This window comes from Rhizobium sp. BK098, assembly GCF_014193155.1.
In the GTDB taxonomy this organism is placed as follows: Bacteria; Pseudomonadota; Alphaproteobacteria; order Rhizobiales; family Rhizobiaceae; genus Rhizobium.
This window is the reverse complement of sequence record NZ_JACHYY010000001.1, coordinates 130,535-146,454: the sequence shown is the minus strand read 5'-3', so window position 1 is coordinate 146,454 and position 15,920 is coordinate 130,535. Positions and strand designations below refer to the sequence as shown.

The 15,920-nt window shown below is 59.9% G+C and carries 14 protein-coding genes; 9 read left to right on the top strand and 5 right to left on the bottom strand.

From position 1 onward, the window contains the following. Window positions 1-41: 41 nt before the first annotated feature. A complete protein-coding gene (locus FHT73_RS00690; protein WP_112415444.1) occupies window positions 42-686 on the bottom strand; it encodes a TetR family transcriptional regulator C-terminal domain-containing protein in 645 nt (214 codons plus the stop codon). A 308-nt stretch (window positions 687-994) separates the two neighbouring features. Between FHT73_RS00690 and FHT73_RS00685 the strand changes: the two genes are divergently transcribed. The 3 genes from FHT73_RS00685 (at window position 995) to hydA (ending at window position 4,262) form a co-directional block, all read left to right on the top strand. After that, window positions 995-2,248 (top strand): Zn-dependent hydrolase, encoded by a 1,254-nt coding sequence (locus tag FHT73_RS00685; RefSeq protein ID WP_112604522.1) that lies wholly within the window; start codon window positions 995-997, stop codon window positions 2,246-2,248. A 215-nt stretch (window positions 2,249-2,463) separates the two neighbouring features. Next, window positions 2,464-2,811: a hypothetical protein gene (locus tag FHT73_RS00680; protein WP_162708019.1), complete on the top strand. Its 348-nt coding sequence runs from the start codon at window positions 2,464-2,466 to the stop codon at window positions 2,809-2,811. After that, window positions 2,808-4,262, top strand: coding sequence for a dihydropyrimidinase (gene hydA, locus FHT73_RS00675; RefSeq protein ID WP_112604516.1), 1,455 nt, complete (start codon window positions 2,808-2,810; stop codon window positions 4,260-4,262). The genes FHT73_RS00680 and hydA overlap by 4 nt, the downstream gene beginning before the upstream one ends. 135 nt (window positions 4,263-4,397) lie before the next feature. Here the strand turns inward: hydA and FHT73_RS00670 are convergent, their stop codons facing one another. After that, window positions 4,398-4,811: a cupin domain-containing protein gene (locus tag FHT73_RS00670; RefSeq protein ID WP_015340823.1), complete on the bottom strand. Its 414-nt coding sequence runs from the start codon at window positions 4,809-4,811 to the stop codon at window positions 4,398-4,400. A 124-nt stretch (window positions 4,812-4,935) separates the two neighbouring features. Here FHT73_RS00670 and FHT73_RS00665 point away from each other — a divergent pair, with 124 nt between their 5' ends. From FHT73_RS00665 to FHT73_RS00640, 6 genes are all read left to right on the top strand, one after another. Further along, entirely contained in the window at window positions 4,936-5,727 is a 792-nt protein-coding gene (locus FHT73_RS00665; protein WP_112604513.1) for an ABC transporter ATP-binding protein, read from the top strand. 72 nt (window positions 5,728-5,799) lie between these two features. Continuing rightward, entirely contained in the window at window positions 5,800-6,687 is an 888-nt protein-coding gene (locus FHT73_RS00660; protein ID WP_112334903.1) for an ABC transporter permease, read from the top strand. Then, window positions 6,684-7,817, top strand: a complete 1,134-nt coding sequence (locus FHT73_RS00655) for an ABC transporter permease (RefSeq protein ID WP_183709270.1) — start codon at window positions 6,684-6,686, stop codon at window positions 7,815-7,817. The genes FHT73_RS00660 and FHT73_RS00655 overlap by 4 nt, the downstream gene beginning before the upstream one ends. A gap of 55 nt (window positions 7,818-7,872) precedes the next feature. Then, a complete protein-coding gene (locus FHT73_RS00650; RefSeq protein ID WP_112604507.1) occupies window positions 7,873-8,841 on the top strand; it encodes an ABC transporter substrate-binding protein in 969 nt (322 codons plus the stop codon). Between the two features lie 494 nt (window positions 8,842-9,335). Next, entirely contained in the window at window positions 9,336-10,526 is a 1,191-nt protein-coding gene (locus FHT73_RS00645) for an efflux RND transporter periplasmic adaptor subunit (protein ID WP_183709268.1), read from the top strand. Between the two features lie 14 nt (window positions 10,527-10,540). Beyond that, on the top strand, window positions 10,541-13,861 hold the full coding sequence (locus tag FHT73_RS00640) for an efflux RND transporter permease subunit (protein WP_183709267.1): 3,321 nt from the start codon (window positions 10,541-10,543) through the stop codon (window positions 13,859-13,861). A gap of 38 nt (window positions 13,862-13,899) precedes the next feature. Here FHT73_RS00640 and ureG read toward each other — a convergent pair whose 3' ends face one another. The 3 genes from ureG to ureE form a co-directional block, all read right to left on the bottom strand. Next, window positions 13,900-14,511: an urease accessory protein UreG gene (gene ureG / locus FHT73_RS00635; protein WP_112415441.1), complete on the bottom strand. Its 612-nt coding sequence runs from the start codon at window positions 14,509-14,511 to the stop codon at window positions 13,900-13,902. Window positions 14,512-14,719: 208 nt separating this feature from the next. Then, window positions 14,720-15,406 carry an urease accessory protein UreF gene (locus FHT73_RS00630; protein ID WP_112604499.1) on the bottom strand — a complete coding sequence of 229 codons (687 nt, stop codon included), beginning with the start codon at window positions 15,404-15,406 and terminating at the stop codon, window positions 14,720-14,722. A gap of 6 nt (window positions 15,407-15,412) precedes the next feature. Further along, window positions 15,413-15,913, bottom strand: coding sequence for an urease accessory protein UreE (ureE, locus tag FHT73_RS00625; RefSeq protein WP_112399197.1), 501 nt, complete (start codon window positions 15,911-15,913; stop codon window positions 15,413-15,415). Window positions 15,914-15,920: the final 7 nt, after the last annotated feature.

Below are 15,920 nucleotides of genomic sequence, written 5' to 3'. Positions count from 1 at the left end.
CTGCGATATGCAGCGCTATGCTTCCGGGATCGCACCGCCGCTCAGCTATGGCGAATCCGAAGCCCGTCGACGAAAAGCTGTTCCAGATAGCGGGCGGCATCCTCGAAGCGCCCCTCGCCTGAATGCTCCGGTCCCAAGACCGCACGCACTTGTACATCGAAATCCGCATAGTGCTGCGTGGTCGACCAGATCGAGAAGATCAGGTGATAGGGGTCGCATTTGGCGATCTTGCCGTTCCGGGCCCAGGTGCGGATGACTTCCGCCTTCTCATCGACAAGGGCTTTCAACGGCCCGCGCAGCTCATCCTCCACATGCGGCGCACCCTGCAGCATCTCATTGGCAAACAGACGGCTTTCGCGTGGAAAATCGCGGGCCATTTCGAGCTTGCGGCGGATATAGGACCGAATCTCGCTTTCCGGATCGCCGTTGGCATCGAAGGCGCGTAGCGGTTCCAACCAGGTAAACAGCACCCTGTCGATCAAGGCCCGATGCATCGCCTCCTTGGTGCGAAAATAGTAAAGCAGATTGGGCTTCGACATGCCGGCGACTTCGGCGATCTGGTCGATGGTCGAGCCACGAAAGCCGCTGACAGAAAACACGTCCAGCGCGGCTTCCAGTATGATTTCCTCTTTCTCTTCCTGAATTCGGGTGCGGCGCTGCGTCCTGGCGGCTCTGGGGATGGCCATATCTGCTCTGTTTCTCCTTGAAATCCAAGCCTTTCGGCCGTTCCCTCATTCACCTTGTCGATGCATCGGATTTCGGCAATCGCCTGAAATTTTATCGGAATTTTTCGTGCTTTTCGTCTTGAGCCGCGCCACGGAAGTTGTAATGTTTACCAATCGGTCAAATTATCTGTCAGATGTCTCCTAAAGGCAACTGGCGATTTCCGGGCAAGAAAAACAAGACGACGCTCCGGAATTTGAAATAAGACCAACGGGAACAATTTCGGGCATGCGCCTTGCGTGCCCCAGGACAAACAGGTGAGGATTGCATCATGGTGGCAGCGCCAGGAGAAAACATGCGTATCAATGGCGATCGCCTTTGGGATACGCTGATGGACATGGCGAAGATCGGCCCAGGCATTGCCGGCGGCAACAATCGCCAAACGCTGACCGATGCCGATGCCGAAGGACGCAGCCTTTTCAAGACCTGGTGCGACAAGGCCGGCCTGACTGTCGGCGTCGACAAGATGGGTACGATGTTCGCCACTCGCCCCGGCACCGACCCGGCTGCGCTCCCCGTCTATGTCGGTTCGCATCTCGACACCCAGCCGACCGGAGGCAAGTATGACGGCGTCCTCGGTGTGCTCGCAGCGCTCGAAGTTGTCCGCACGATGAACGACCTCGGCATCAAGACCAAGCACCCGATTGTCGTCACCAACTGGGCCAACGAGGAAGGGGCGCGCTTCGCACCCGCGATGCTCGCCTCCGGCGTTTTTGCCGGCGTGCACACACTGGACTATGCCTATGGCCGCAAGGATCCGGACGGCAAGACCTATGGCGAAGAGCTGAAGCGCATCGGCTGGCTTGGTGACGAAGAGGTCGGCGCTCGCAAGATGCATGCCTATTTCGAATATCACATCGAGCAGGGCCCGATCCTCGAAGCCGAGGACAAGACCATCGGCGTCGTCACGCACTGTCAGGGCCTCTGGTGGCTGGAATTCACGCTGACCGGCAAGGAGGCCCATACTGGTTCGACGCCAATGAATCTCCGCGTCAACGCCGGCCTTGCCATGTCGCGTATCATCGAGATGGTGCAGAGCGTCGCGATGGAAAACCAGCCGGGGGCCGTCGGCGGCGTCGGCCAGGTTTTCTTCTCGCCGAATTCGCGCAACGTGTTGCCGGGCAAGGTGGTCTTCACTGTCGACATCCGCACGCCCGACAAGGAAAAGCTCGATCGCATGCGTGCCAAGATCGAAGCCGAAGGCAAGAAGATCGCCGATGCCCTCGGCGTCGGCTGCACGGTCGAAGCCATCGGCCATTTCGAGCCGGTGACTTTCGATCCGAAGCTCGTCACTTCCGTGCGCAACGCGGCCGAGAAACTCGGCTACAGCCACATGAACATCATCTCCGGTGCCGGCCACGATGCCTGCTGGGCTGCCAAGGTCGCCCCCGCCACCATGGTCATGTGCCCCTGCGTCGGCGGCCTCTCCCACAACGAGGCGGAAGAAATCTCCAAGGAATGGGCGACCGCCGGCGCGGATGTGCTGTTCCACGCAGTCGTCGAGACGGCGGAGATCGTGGCTTGAGCCAGAAGGACTCTGTCTCGAATTATGCAAGGGTCAGGCGACTGGCAAGTCGATACTGCTGGGGTGTCGAAAGGCAAATTGAGAGGCTGCAAGAATCTGAGGGCGAGGTACTTAGAGGAAGTGAGGAAACCCACCTTGGATACTCTCACTATACTCTCAAGAACGACTGGGAAGTGTTATTAATTTTTCTAAGTCGACTTCGGAGGTGTCTGTTGATGCTTCAGAAAATCGAGGCATCACTCCAGCCAGATTGCAGTTTTATCGCTCGTTTTGATAGCGCAGTTCCCAACCTCAAAGATCTGCGGGATTACGAGGAGCACTTCGATGATTATTCTTTGGGCAAGGGCAGAAATAAAAACGCCTTGTGGGGATATTTGGAGAGCTACAGATATGACGCGAGAGGCTTTTCGAACGGTTTAGGCGAATTGAGCGTGGAGGCGTCGCGTTCGGCGGCGTTGATTGTTTGGGAAGCAATCATCTCTGTTGAGGAAGACGCAAGAAGACTTGGTTACCTGACCTGGGAAGACCGGTACGGGACTGACAACACCAGGAGTACACAATGAGCACAGTCATCAAGGGTGGAACCATCGTCACGGCCGACCTGACCTATAAGGCGGACGTGAAGATCGAAGGCGGCAAGATCGTCGAAATCGGGCAGAATCTCTCGGGCAACGAAGTGCTCGATGCCTCCGGCTGTTACGTCATGCCCGGCGGCATCGATCCGCACACGCATCTCGAAATGCCGTTCATGGGAACTTATTCCTCCGACGATTTCGAGAGCGGCACCCGCGCTGCCCTTGCCGGTGGCACGACCATGGTGGTGGATTTTGCACTTCCCTCACCCGGCCAGTCGCTGCTCGAGGCGCTGACCATGTGGGACAACAAGTCCACTCGCGCCACCTGCGACTATTCCTTCCACATGGCGATCACCTGGTGGGGCGAGCAGGTCTTCAACGAGATGGAAGCCATCGTCCGCGACAAGGGCATCAACACTTTCAAGCATTTCATGGCCTATAAGGGCGCGCTGATGGTGGATGACGACGAGATGTTCTCTTCCTTCCAGCGCTGCGCCGAGCTTGGCGCATTGCCGCTCGTCCACGCCGAAAACGGCGATGTGGTCGCACAGATGCAGGCAAAGCTGCTGGCCGAAGGCAATAACGGTCCGGAGGCGCATGCCTACTCCCGCCCGGCCGAGGTCGAAGGCGAGGCAACGAACCGGGCCATCATGATCGCCGACATGGCCGGTTCGCCCGTCTACATCGTCCATACCTCTTGCGAACAGGCGCACGAAGCCATCCGCCGCGCCCGTCAGAAAGGCATGCGCGTTTACGGCGAGCCGCTGATCCAGCACCTGACGCTCGACGAAAGCGAATATGCCAACGCGGATTGGGACCATGCCGCCCGCCGCGTCATGTCGCCGCCCTTCCGTAACAAGCAGCATCAGGACAGCCTCTGGGCCGGTCTTGCCTCCGGCTCGCTGCAGGTGGTCGCGACCGACCACTGCGCCTTTACCACCGAGCAGAAGCGCTTCGGCCTCAACGACTTCACCAAGATCCCGAATGGCACCGGCGGCCTTGAGGATCGCCTGCCGATGCTCTGGACCTACGGCGTCAACACCGGCCGCCTGACGATGAACGAATTCGTCGCCGTCACATCGACCAACATCGCCAAGATCCTCAACGTCTATCCGAAGAAGGGCGCGATCCTTGTCGGCGCCGATGCCGATATCGTCGTCTGGGATCCGAAGCGCTCTAAGACCATCGCCGCCAAGACGCAGCAATCGGCGATCGACTACAATGTCTTCGAGGGCAAGGAAGTCACCGGCCTGCCACGCTATACGCTGACGCGGGGCGTGGTGGCCATCGAGGAAGGCACGGTCAAGACCCGGGAAGGCCACGGCGAGTTCGTCAGGCGTGATCCCTTCACCGCCGTCAACCGCGCGCTTTCGACCTGGAAAGAAGTCACAGCGCCGCGCAAGGTGCAGCGCAGCGGCATCCCCGCCAGCGGGGTATGACGCTTGGGCACGGCGCTTCGGCTCATCGGCCGCCTAGAGCAATTCCAGGAAAAGTACATAGCGGTTTTCCGTCCGAAATTGCGTAAAAACAAAGAGATAGAGCATTTTCGCGATTCGAAGAAAAGCGAAAATGCTCTAGCGCGGCACATACCGCTCCAGATCCGGCAGCAGGACGACGCTTTCCTGCTCGTTCGGGTCGGTTCGGGCGATGACCGCTGTCGCCGGCCGGTCGCTGAGATTCGCGGGAAGATGCGGAACGCCGGCCGGAATATAGAACATCTCGCCTTCGCGGACGATGACGTGTTCTTCCAGCCGGTCGCCGAACCAGCAATGCGTCTCGCCGGAAATCGCATAGATCGCTGTCTCATGCGAGGCGTGAAGATGCGCCTTGGCGCGGGCGCCGGGCGGGATCGTCAAAAGATGCATGCAGATCCCCGTCGAGCCCACCGTCTCGGCGGCAATCCCTTCGAAATAGCTGAGGCCCTGTTTTCCGGCATAGGCGCTGCCGGGCCGCACAACACGGCAGGTGGGCTTCGATGAGACATTCATGGCATTGCTCCCCTCGGTCCAGCAGCCAAAAGGCGCCCTCGCCTCTCCGGACTGCGGCAATGCCAAACAGGATAACACGCAATCCGCCCCAACCATGCGGCGAAAACAGGACTGGTAGGTGTTAATGACGTCATCCGCTTCCTCCGTCGTCTCCGCGCGGAATCTCTGTCTCACCTACGATACGAACGACGGGCCGGTGAATGCGCTGAGCAATGTGGATCTCGATGTTCGCAAGGGCGATTTCGTCTCCTTCATCGGCCCCTCCGGCTGTGGCAAGACCACCTTTCTGCGGGTGATTGCCGATCTTGAGCGAAAGACATCAGGCGACATCTCCGTCAACGGCATGTCGCCGGAAGATGCCCGCAAGGCCCGCGCCTACGGCTACGTCTTTCAGGCCGCAGCCCTCTATCCCTGGCGAACGATCGAAAAGAACATCGCCCTGCCGCTTGAGATCATGGGCTATGACAGGCAAGAGCAGGCCAAGCGCATCGCGCGGACCCTCGACCTCGTCAATCTCAATGGCTTCGAGCACAAGTTCCCCTGGCAGCTTTCAGGCGGCATGCAACAGCGAGCCTCGATCGCCCGCGCGCTGGCCTTCGATGCCGATCTGCTGCTGATGGACGAGCCCTTCGGCGCGCTGGACGAAATCGTCCGCGACTACCTGAACGAACAACTTCTGAAGCTATGGAAGCAGACGAACAAGACCATTTGCTTCGTCACCCACTCCATCCCGGAAGCTGTCTATCTCTCCACCAAGATCGTGGTCATGTCGCCGCGGCCGGGCCGCGTCACCGATGTCATCGAATCGACGCTTCCAGCAGAGCGACCACTCGACATTCGCGAAACGCCGGAATTCCTGGAAATCGCTCACCGCGTCCGGGAAGGACTGAGAGCGGGGCACAGCTATGAGGAATAGGACGATGGATAGCTCCGTCGCGCGACAGCCCTTCACCCTTGACCTGCCCCCGTGCACGGGGACGGCATGAGCATGGAAAAGGAACAGTTCTTCAAGCACAAGTTCCTGCCGGTCACGACGATCGTCCTGGCAATCATCCTGCTCTGGTACGTCTTCGCCGTCATCCTCAACGCGCCATTCCAGCGCGATCTAGACCGGCGCGGTAATGTCACCCCGACGACGGTGGAATTCATCGGCAAGACGCTGGCGCAGCCGAAGCCGACTCTGCCTGCGCCGCATCAGGTAGCGCAGAATGTCTTCGAAAACACTTTCCTGCGGGTTCCTACGAGCAATCGCAGCCTCGTCTACAATGCATGGATAACGCTGGCGCCGACGGCGGTCGGCTTCGCATTCGGCACAATCCTCGGCGTCCTCTTTGCAGTTGGCATCGTTCACCTCGTCGCACTCGACCGCAGTCTCATGCCCTGGATCATCGCGTCGCAGACCATCCCGATCCTCGCCATTGCGCCGACGATCATCGTCGTCTTCAGTGCCCTTGGCATAGACGGATTGATCCCGAAAGCGCTGATTTCCACCTATCTATCGTTCTTCCCGGTCACCGTCGGCATGACAAAGGGTCTTCGTTCGCCGGAAATCATGCATCTCGACCTGATGCGCACCTATAATGCCAGCAGCTGGCAGACCTTCTGGAAGTTGCGCGTGCCGGCTTCGGTCCCCTTCCTCTTCACCTCCATGAAGGTTGCGATTGCCGCAAGCCTGGTCGGAACGATCGTCGGCGAGCTGCCGACGGGCGCGGTCGCCGGCATCGGCGCAAAGCTGCTCGCCGGCTCCTACTACAGCCAGACGATCGATATATGGGCAGCTCTCGTCGCAGGCTCCGTCCTCGCGGCGGTCCTCGTCGGTATCGTCAGCATCGCTGCCCGCATTGTCGACCGTTCGATGGGAGGCAGAACGGCATGAGATCCTTTCATTTCTCCTGGCAAGGCATGCTTGCCATTCTTCTCTGTCTGTTGGCGATCCCCGCGTTGCCGATGCTTGCGGCGGATGCCGCGGCACCCGTCAGCAGCGGAACGACCTTCGTCATCTTCATTCTAATTGCCGCAGCGGCCGCCCTCTCCTTCATGCGCCTATCCGCGGACCTGAGCGCGGCGACCCTCTTCTTCGGCGCGCATGCGGCGGCATGGCTGCTGCTTGCCGGAATTTCCGGCAATGAAGGCAAGGCGCAAGCGTCCTTCTTCATTCTGATTGCCGCCGCCTGGTTGCTGGCCTGGCGCTGCGTTTCCGTCCTATCGTCGATGCGGTCGCATTCGACCGCCGGCAATTATACGCTGCGGCTGCTGATCCCGGCGATCTTCGGCATATGGATACTGATCATCTGGGAAGCCGTCACTCGCGGCGCCGGCGTTTCTCTGGTCCTTTTGCCGCCGCCGAGTGCCATCGGCGCCAGGATCGTCAATTCAATTCCAACATTATGGATCGATGTCCGCCAGACGATCCTCACCGCTGTCCTGATCGGCTACATCATCGGCTGCGCCAGCGGCTTCATCGTCGCCATTCTCGCGGATCGCTTCGCCTTCCTGCGCCGCGGTCTGCTGCCAATCGGCAATTTCGTCTCGGCCCTGCCGATCATCGGCGTCGCGCCGATTATGGTCATGTGGTTCGGCTTCGATTGGCAATCGAAAGCCGCCGTCGTCGTCATCATGACTTTCTTCCCAATGCTGGTGAATACGGTGACGGGCCTTGCCGCCGCCGGCAATATGGAACGCGACCTGATGCGGACCTACGCGTCGAGCTACTGGCAGACGCTCTTCAAGCTGCGGCTTCCGGCCGCCGCTCCCTTTATTTTCAATGCGCTGAAGATCAACTCGACCCTGGCGATGATTGGTGCCATCGTGGCGGAGTTCTTTGGCACGCCCATGTCGGGCATGGGCTTTCGCATTTCAACCGAAAATGGCCGGTTGAACCTCGATATGGTCTGGGCCGAGATCGCGGTTGCCGCGATCGCCGGCTCGGTCTTTTACGGTATCGTCGCCATCATCGAACGAATGGTGACGTTCTGGCATCCGTCTATCCGTGGTGGGCAGGCGTAATCCAGGATCTCTTCAAAGGGATCGAGGCATAACTTCAGAGGGAAAGGGTGAAGACATGAAAAAAATAATCTTTGCATTGATGGCAAGTGCCATGACGCTTGCCGCCACCCAGAGCGCGATGGCGGCGGATAAATTGACGCTGCAGCTGAAATGGGTGGCCCAGGCTCAGTTCGGCGGCTATTTCGTCGCCAAGGACAAGGGCTTTTACAAGGAAGAAGGTCTCGATGTCGATATCAAGGCTGGCGGCCCTGATATCGCTCCGGAACAGGTGATCGCCGGCGGCGGCGCCGATGTGATCGTCGACTGGATGGGCGGTGCGCTGGTTGCCCGCGAAAAAGGCGTGCCGCTCATCAACATCGCGCAGCCCTTCGAAAAATCCGGTCTGGAGCTGATCTGCCCGAAGGACGGCCCGGTCAAGACTGAGAAGGATTTCAAGGGGCACACCCTCGGCGTCTGGTTCTATGGCAACGAATATCCCTTCTTTGCCTGGATGCACAAACTCGGCCTGAAGACCGACGGCGGCAAGGATGGCGTCAACGTTCTGAAGCAGAGCTTCGATGTGCAGCCGCTCGTCCAGAAGCAGGCCGACTGCATCTCCGTCATGACCTATAACGAGTACTGGCAGGCGATCGATGCCGGCTTCAAGGCCGAAGACCTGACCGTCTTCAACTACACCAAGCTCGGCAACGACCTTCTGGAAGACGGCCTCTACGTCAAGGAAGACAAGCTGAAGGATGCGAAGTTCAAGGCTGATATGGTGAAATTCGTCCGCGCGTCGATGAAGGGCTGGAAATATGCCGTCGAGCATCCGGACGAAGCCGCCGAAATCGTCATGGACAATGGCGGCCAGGATGAAAACCACCAGAAGCGCATGGCGGGCGAAGTCGCCAAGCTTATCGGCAACGGCAAACTTGATATGAAGACCTATGACCGTACGGCCGAAGCCTTGCTCGACCAGAAGATCATCAACAAGAAGCCATCCGGCGCCTATACGCATGAGATCACGGACGCTGCTCTGAAGTAGGCTGAAGCAATCACAGAGACTAAAACGCGCGAGGTTTGCGGCCTCGCGCGTTTTTTTTCATTTTGTAACAGCAGCCACAAAAGGCTGGCTTTCTTGCAGGAATTGCCTGAAAAGCCTTCGCCTATCAATTATTCGAATGCTGACATCACAATGCCGTGATTGCTTCGCATGGTTGTAGACGATAGAAATGCCCGCGAAATCATTTTCTCGTGATCTTGCGAGAATTGAAAACCGCTCCCATCTACAAGGGCGATTTTAGGATGAGGACCTGCAAGGCATGACAGACGGATATTACAGCGCCGCGCGTCAAATATGACGCGCAAAGGTCGCTGTAACACTTTAAATCTGCTGCATAATTTTACCCTTGAATCGATTCGATTTAAGGAATTATGCAGTCATCCGCCGGGGAAGCCGGCTCGCATGCAGTGATCTCCCGTGCTCGCGACGGAAAACCGCGAAATCCCTTTGACCAATGCCGAACTGGAACCGGACGCATGGCCTTCACGCCGTTTAGACTTCTGAGCACGACTGCCATTCTGCTTTCCCTGCTGGCCGCTCCCGCTGCCATGGCAGAGCAGGCTGCCGTCACCACGCCGAAACAGAACCTGCCCGCAATCGTCATCACCACGGCCGCAATGCGCCACCTGACCGACAAGGTCGTCGCGAACGGCACGGTGAAGGCCGTCGAAGAAGTCTACATCCAGCCGCAGGTGGACGGTCTCTCCATCCGTTCGCTCAATGCCGATGTCGGTGACAAGGTCAGCGCGAACAGCACGCTTGCCACGCTGAACGACGACGCGCTGATCCTGCAGAAGAGCCAGATGCAGGCGACGCGGGCCAAGGGCGAGGCAAGCCTGGCGCAATTGCACGCACAGCTCGCCGAAGCCCGCGCCAATGCCGAAGAGGCCGAATTGCAGCGCGTGCGCGCCGTTGCCATGGGTGCCAAGGGGACCATGTCGACCTCCTCCGTGGAGCAGGCCATTGCTTCGGCTGCCGCCAACAAGGCGCGCGTGGTTTCCGCCGAACAGGCGATCGCCGTTGCGGAGGCCGATCTCAAGGTCACGGATAGCCAGATCGCCGATACGGATCTGAAACTTGCCCGCACCGGCATCAAGACCCCGGTGGCAGGCACCGTCGCATCGCGCGATGCCCGTGTCGGGGCTATCGCGAACGGCAATGGCGATCCGCTCTTCACCATCATCCGCGACAGCCAACTCGAGCTGGTGGTCGATGTCTCCGAGACTGATATCACCAAGATCACGATCGGTCAGAAAGCGTCCATCGCGCTCTCCGGCAGCCGCGAGAAGCTTGCCGGAACTGTCCGTCTCGTCGCTCCGATCGTTGACCCCGTCACCCGCCTCGGCGCGGTGCATATCACGATCGACGATGGCGAGAAGGCGCGCGCCGGCATGTATGGCAGCGCCGAGATCATCATTCGCCAGGAAGATGGCGTCGCCTTGCCACTGACGGCCGTCAATAGCGAGGAAAACGGCTCGTCCGTCCGCAAGGTCGAGAATGGCGTGGTCAAATTCCTGACTGTCGAGACAGGCATTCAGGACGCTGGCTATGTCGAGATCCTCAAAGGCCTGAAAGCGGGCGATGACGTCGTCGCCAAGGCCGGTGCCTATGTTCGCGACGGCGACCATATCACGCCTGTGCGCGACGCGTCGCAAGCCTCCAACTGAGTGAGAACGGCAAGATGAACTTCTCCGCCTGGTCCATTCGAAATCCGGTCGCCCCGCTCCTCGGCTTCTTCCTGCTGATGGTGGTGGGCGCGCACGCCTTCTTCAATCTGCCCATCACCCGCTTCCCGAACATCGACGTGCCGATCGTCAATGTCACCGTGACGCAGAGCGGCGCCTCGCCGGCCGAGCTCGAAATGCAGGTGACGAAGGAGATCGAAGACGCCGTCGCCAGCATCAACGGCATCGACGAAATCCAATCCACCGTCACGGATGGCCAATCGCAGACCGTCGTCGTCTTCCGCCTGGAAGTGCCGACCGAGCAGGCCGTTCAGGATACCAAGGATGCGATCGACCGCATCCGCGGCAATCTGCCGTCGACCATCGACGAGCCGATCGTCTCCAAGGTCGATGTCGTCGGCCAGGCGATCCAGAGCTTTGCCGTGTCCTCGCCGAACATGACGCTCGAGGAGCTGTCCTGGTACGTGGACGATACGGTCAAGCGCGCGCTGCAGGGCAAAGCAGGCATCGGCCGCGTCGACCGCTATGGCGGCGCCGATCGGGAAGTGCGCATCGAGCTCGATCCGAACAAGCTGAACGCCTATGGCATAACAGCGCTTTCGGTGAGCCAGCAGCTTCGCAGCACCAATATCGATCTCGGCTCCGGCCGCGGCCAGGTTGCCGGCAGCGAACAGGCAATCCGCGTGCTCGGCGACGCCCGCAACGTCGCCCAGCTCGCCGATACGACGATCGCTCTGACCAACGGCCGCTTCGTCAAGCTCTCCGATCTCGGCGCCATCAAGGACACCTATCAGGAACCGAAGTCCTTTTCGCGCTTCAACAGCGCCCCCGTTGTCACCTTCGGCGTATTCCGCGCCAAGGGCGCGAGCGAAGTGACGGTCGCCAAGACGGTCGCCGACACGCTCGACAAGGTGCGCGCCGAGAACCCGAACGTCTCGATCGAGATGATCGACGACTCCGTCTACTACACCTATGGCAACTACGAATCGGCGATGCACACGCTGATCGAAGGCGCCATACTGGCCGTCATCGTCGTCTTCCTGTTCCTGCGGAACTGGCGCGCAACGCTGATATCGGCGGTTGCCCTGCCGCTCTCCGCGATCCCGACATTCTGGATCATGAACCAGATCGGCTTCTCGCTGAACCTCGTCAGCTTCCTGGCATTGACGCTGGCGACCGGTATTCTCGTCGACGACGCCATCGTCGAAATCGAGAACATCGCCCGCCACATCAAGATGGGCAAGACGCCCTATCGCGCTGCCATCGATGCTGCAGACGAAATCGGTCTTGCCGTTATCGCGACGACCTTCACCATCATCGCGGTCTTTGTGCCGGTCTCCTTTATGCCGGGCATTCCGGGCCAGTATTTCATTCAGTTCGGTCTGACGGTCGCCTTCTCGGTGTTCTTCTCGCTGCTGGTGGCGCGTCTGATCACGCCGATGATGGCCGCCTATCTGATGCGCGCCGAAGATGGCGTCGACGATCATCACGACAATGACGGCCGCTTCATGCGTGGCTATAGCTGGCTGGTGCGGCTGACGACGAAGAAGTGGTACACGCGTTATCCGACGCTGCTCGCCGCCTTCGCCTTCTCGATCGCATCGGTCTTCGCTCTCATCACGTTCGTTCCCGGAAGCTTCATCCCGCCGGAAGACGCCTCGCGCATCGTTCTGTCGGCGGAACTGCCGCCGAACGCCCGGCTCGATGATACCGAACAGGCAACCAACGAAATCTATCGGCGCGTGAAAAGCATAGATGGTGTCGAAAGCGTCTTCGTGCTCGGCGGCGCCTCGCCGAAGGGCGATCTGGAACTGCGCCGCGCCACCGTAACGCTGACGCTTGGCAAGCTCGATCAGTCGCTGGCAAAGAAGCTGGTGAACGACGTCCTGGGCTCGCTCCCTGTCATCGGCCCTCACCTGCCGAAGGTCACCGTCCACGGGCGCGTACGCCCGCAATGGGACATCGAGAAGGAAGTCTTTGCAAAGCTGAGCTCCATTCCCGACGTCCGCATCACCAAGCTAAACGACCGCGGCGATCGCGACCTGACCTATAACTTCCTCTCGCGCAGCGAGAAGGATCTCAACCAGGCCGTCGGCATCCTGGAAGCCAAGCTGCGTACCGATCCGGCGCTCGCCAATGTCAGCGCCGACGGCGCCCTGCCGCGGCCGGAACTGCAGATCTATCCGCGCAAAGACGAGGCCGCGCGCCTCGGCATCACGCCGCAGATGATTTCCGACACGATCCGCGTTGCCACCATCGGCGACATCGACGCTTCGCTCGCGAAGATCTCGCTCGACGACCGCCAGATTCCGATCCGCGTTCAGGCCTCGCTCGGCATGCGCCGAGACCTGGCGGCGATCCGCGCCTTGCGTATCAAGACTGCCACTGGCAACACCGTACCTCTGTCGAGCGTGGCCGACATCGACTATTCCGAAGGCCTGTCGTCCATCAAGCGCAACAATCGCTTCCGCGTGGTCGCCATCGGCGCCGACCTGCCGCAAGGTGTGGCATTGGATACGGCATCCGAGCATTTCCTCGAAATCGTCAACAACGCCAAGATTCCGGCAACCGTGCATCTGGCGGAAAGCGGCGATACCAAGGTCCAGAAGGAAATGCAGCAGAGCTTCGGCAACGCCATGCTGCTCGGCCTCATGCTTGTTCTGACCGTGCTGATCCTGCTGTTCAAGGATGTGATCCAGCCCTTCACCATTCTGCTCTCGCTGCCATTGGCGATCGGCGGCGTGGCGCTGGCCCTGATCCTAACCGGCAACGCGCTGTCCATGCCCGTCATGATCGGCATTCTGATGCTGATGGGCATTGTGACGAAGAACGCTATTCTGCTGGTCGATTTCGCCATCGAGATGATGCATCAGGGCATGCCGAGGCTGGAAGCGGTGGTCGAAGCCGGCCGCAAGCGCGCCCGTCCGATCATCATGACCTCGATCGCCATGTCGGCCGGCATGCTGCCATCAGCTCTCGGCGTAGGCGAAGGCGGCTCCTTCCGCGCACCGATGGCGATTGCCGTGATCGGCGGCATCATCGTTTCCACGGTGCTCAGCCTGGTGGTCGTGCCGTCCTTCTTCCTCATCATGGACGACTTGTCCCGTCTGCTAGGCTATCTCTTCGGCAGACTTGTCGGAAGGAAGGATGTGGATGACGAGGTCATCACCAAGGAAGGCTTGGCCGTCGCCGTCAATGAAAACCGCCAGTCGCTTGCCAATCTGGAAGAGCGGCTTGAAACCATCGAGAACAAAGACGGCAGAAACAGATCCGTGGGTACGAATGTCCTAAAGCTGCCGCCCTTCGCGGCAGAATGAAACAGCCTCGCCGGACATGGAGATAAGCGCGGGGCGGCTCAAAGGCCGCCCTGTTCCTTTAGGAAATCGACGATCCTGCTGACGCCCTCGCCCCGCTTCATGTCGGAAAAGACGAAGGGGCGTGCTTGGCGCATGCGGGTGGCATCGCGATCCATCACCTCGAGGTCGACATCGACGAAGGGCGCCAGATCCTTCTTGTTGATGACCAGAAGGTCGGATTTGGTGATGCCGGGGCCGCCCTTGCGCGGAATCTCCTCTCCCTGACACACCGAGATTACGTAGATGGTGATATCGGCAAGATCGGGTGAAAAGGTTGCAGCCAGATTGTCGCCGCCAGATTCGATGAAAACCACGTCGAGATCAGGAAGCCGCTCGTTCAGGCCGGCAATGGCCTGCAGATTGATCGTCGCATCCTCGCGGATCGCCGTGTGCGGGCAGCCGCCCGTTTCGACGCCGACGATGCGATCCGAAGGCAGCGCCTGCATGCGCACCAGTGCTTCCGCATCTTCGGTCGTGTAGATGTCATTGGTGACGACGGCGACGGAATAGTCGTCGCGCATCGCCTTGCACAGCTTCTCCGTCAACGCCGTCTTGCCGGAACCGACGGGGCCGCCGATGCCGACGCGCAAGGGTCCATGTCTCGATTTCATACTCGCAACTCCGATAAAGCAAGAGAGCAATTCCAGGAAAAGTGCGTAGCGGTTTTCCGTTTGGAATTGCGTGAAAACAAAGGGATAGCGCGTTTTCGCCCTTCGAAGAAGGGCGGAATGACGCTAGCATAGCCAAGCGTCCGGCCGTCGCACAGCGGCGAATGACATAGGCGATGTTTCGATTTCAATATTTTCCTGATGACGCCCCTCATGACCGGAAAAGCCGCGTACTCTGGGTTTCGTGCCGCAGGCTCGCAATATCCGCTTGCACGGTCGCAGCTCCGAGATCGTCAAGGCTGGATTGGGCGGCCCGTCGCGCGACATCCGCAAAGAGACCTTCAAGTCGCGCCAGAATGGCAACGCCGTCTTTCTGGCCGCTGACGCCGAGGCGAATGCCGGCGGATACCATCTGCGAGGCCAGCGCATGCAGGAAGGCGGCAGACGCCTTCTCGGCGGCGATGCCATGCGCACCTGCGACGGCGCCGACAGCAACCGGATAGGCCGTCTTTGCCGGGAGCATGGAAAAGATCGCATGCGGCCAGGCAGCGGCGGCCGAAAGAAAGGCATCTCCCAGCAGCATGGTCTCGTTATGGCGCTCCTTCGAACCGGCCAGTGCCTCGGCAAGCTCCGCAACGGCCGCAAGCCGCGGCCCATCCGCGTCAGCCCGATGCGCCTCGACCAACAGCACCACATCATTCCACGCGGAACCATGCTCAATGAGTGCAGAAATCCAATGGTTGAGGCCGGAGCTGTCGCGCACCAGGCCGTCATGTACCGCACGCTCCAGGCCGCCGGAATAGGCGAACGATCCTACGGGAAACGCCGGCGACAGCCATGCCATCAGCCGCAGCAGCGCCTGCAGGTCGCCATCGTCCGAAACCGCAGTGTTGGTCATCACGGTTCAATCGTGCGAATGGTGGTGATGATCCTGGCCATGATGATGGTGGTCGTGGCCATGCGAATGGTTGCCATGGGAGTGATAGGCGCCGCGTGCCGGCTGGAAAGGCTCGCTGACTTCCGTCACAGTCGCGCCCAACCCTTCGAGCATAGCGCGGATCACATGATCGCGCAGGATCAGGATACGCTCTTCCTCGATCTGAGCGGAAAGATGCCGGTTGCCGAGATGCCAGGCAAGTTCGATCAGATGCAGGCAGTTGCGTGGGCGGATTTCGAAAAGCTTTTCGTCTGCGGCGACGATCTCGATCAACTCGCCATCCTCGCGCACCAGCAGATCGCCGCTGGCAAACAGCACCGGCTCCTTGAGGTCGAGCATGACCATCTCGCCATTTTCAAGATGCAGGAGCTTGCGGCGCAGATGCCTGAGATCATGCGGCAGGACGACACGATCGATCGGATTGGAGGAAGGGGTGCCGGCCGGCAGATAGGAAGTGACGCGTAGCATGGCTGTT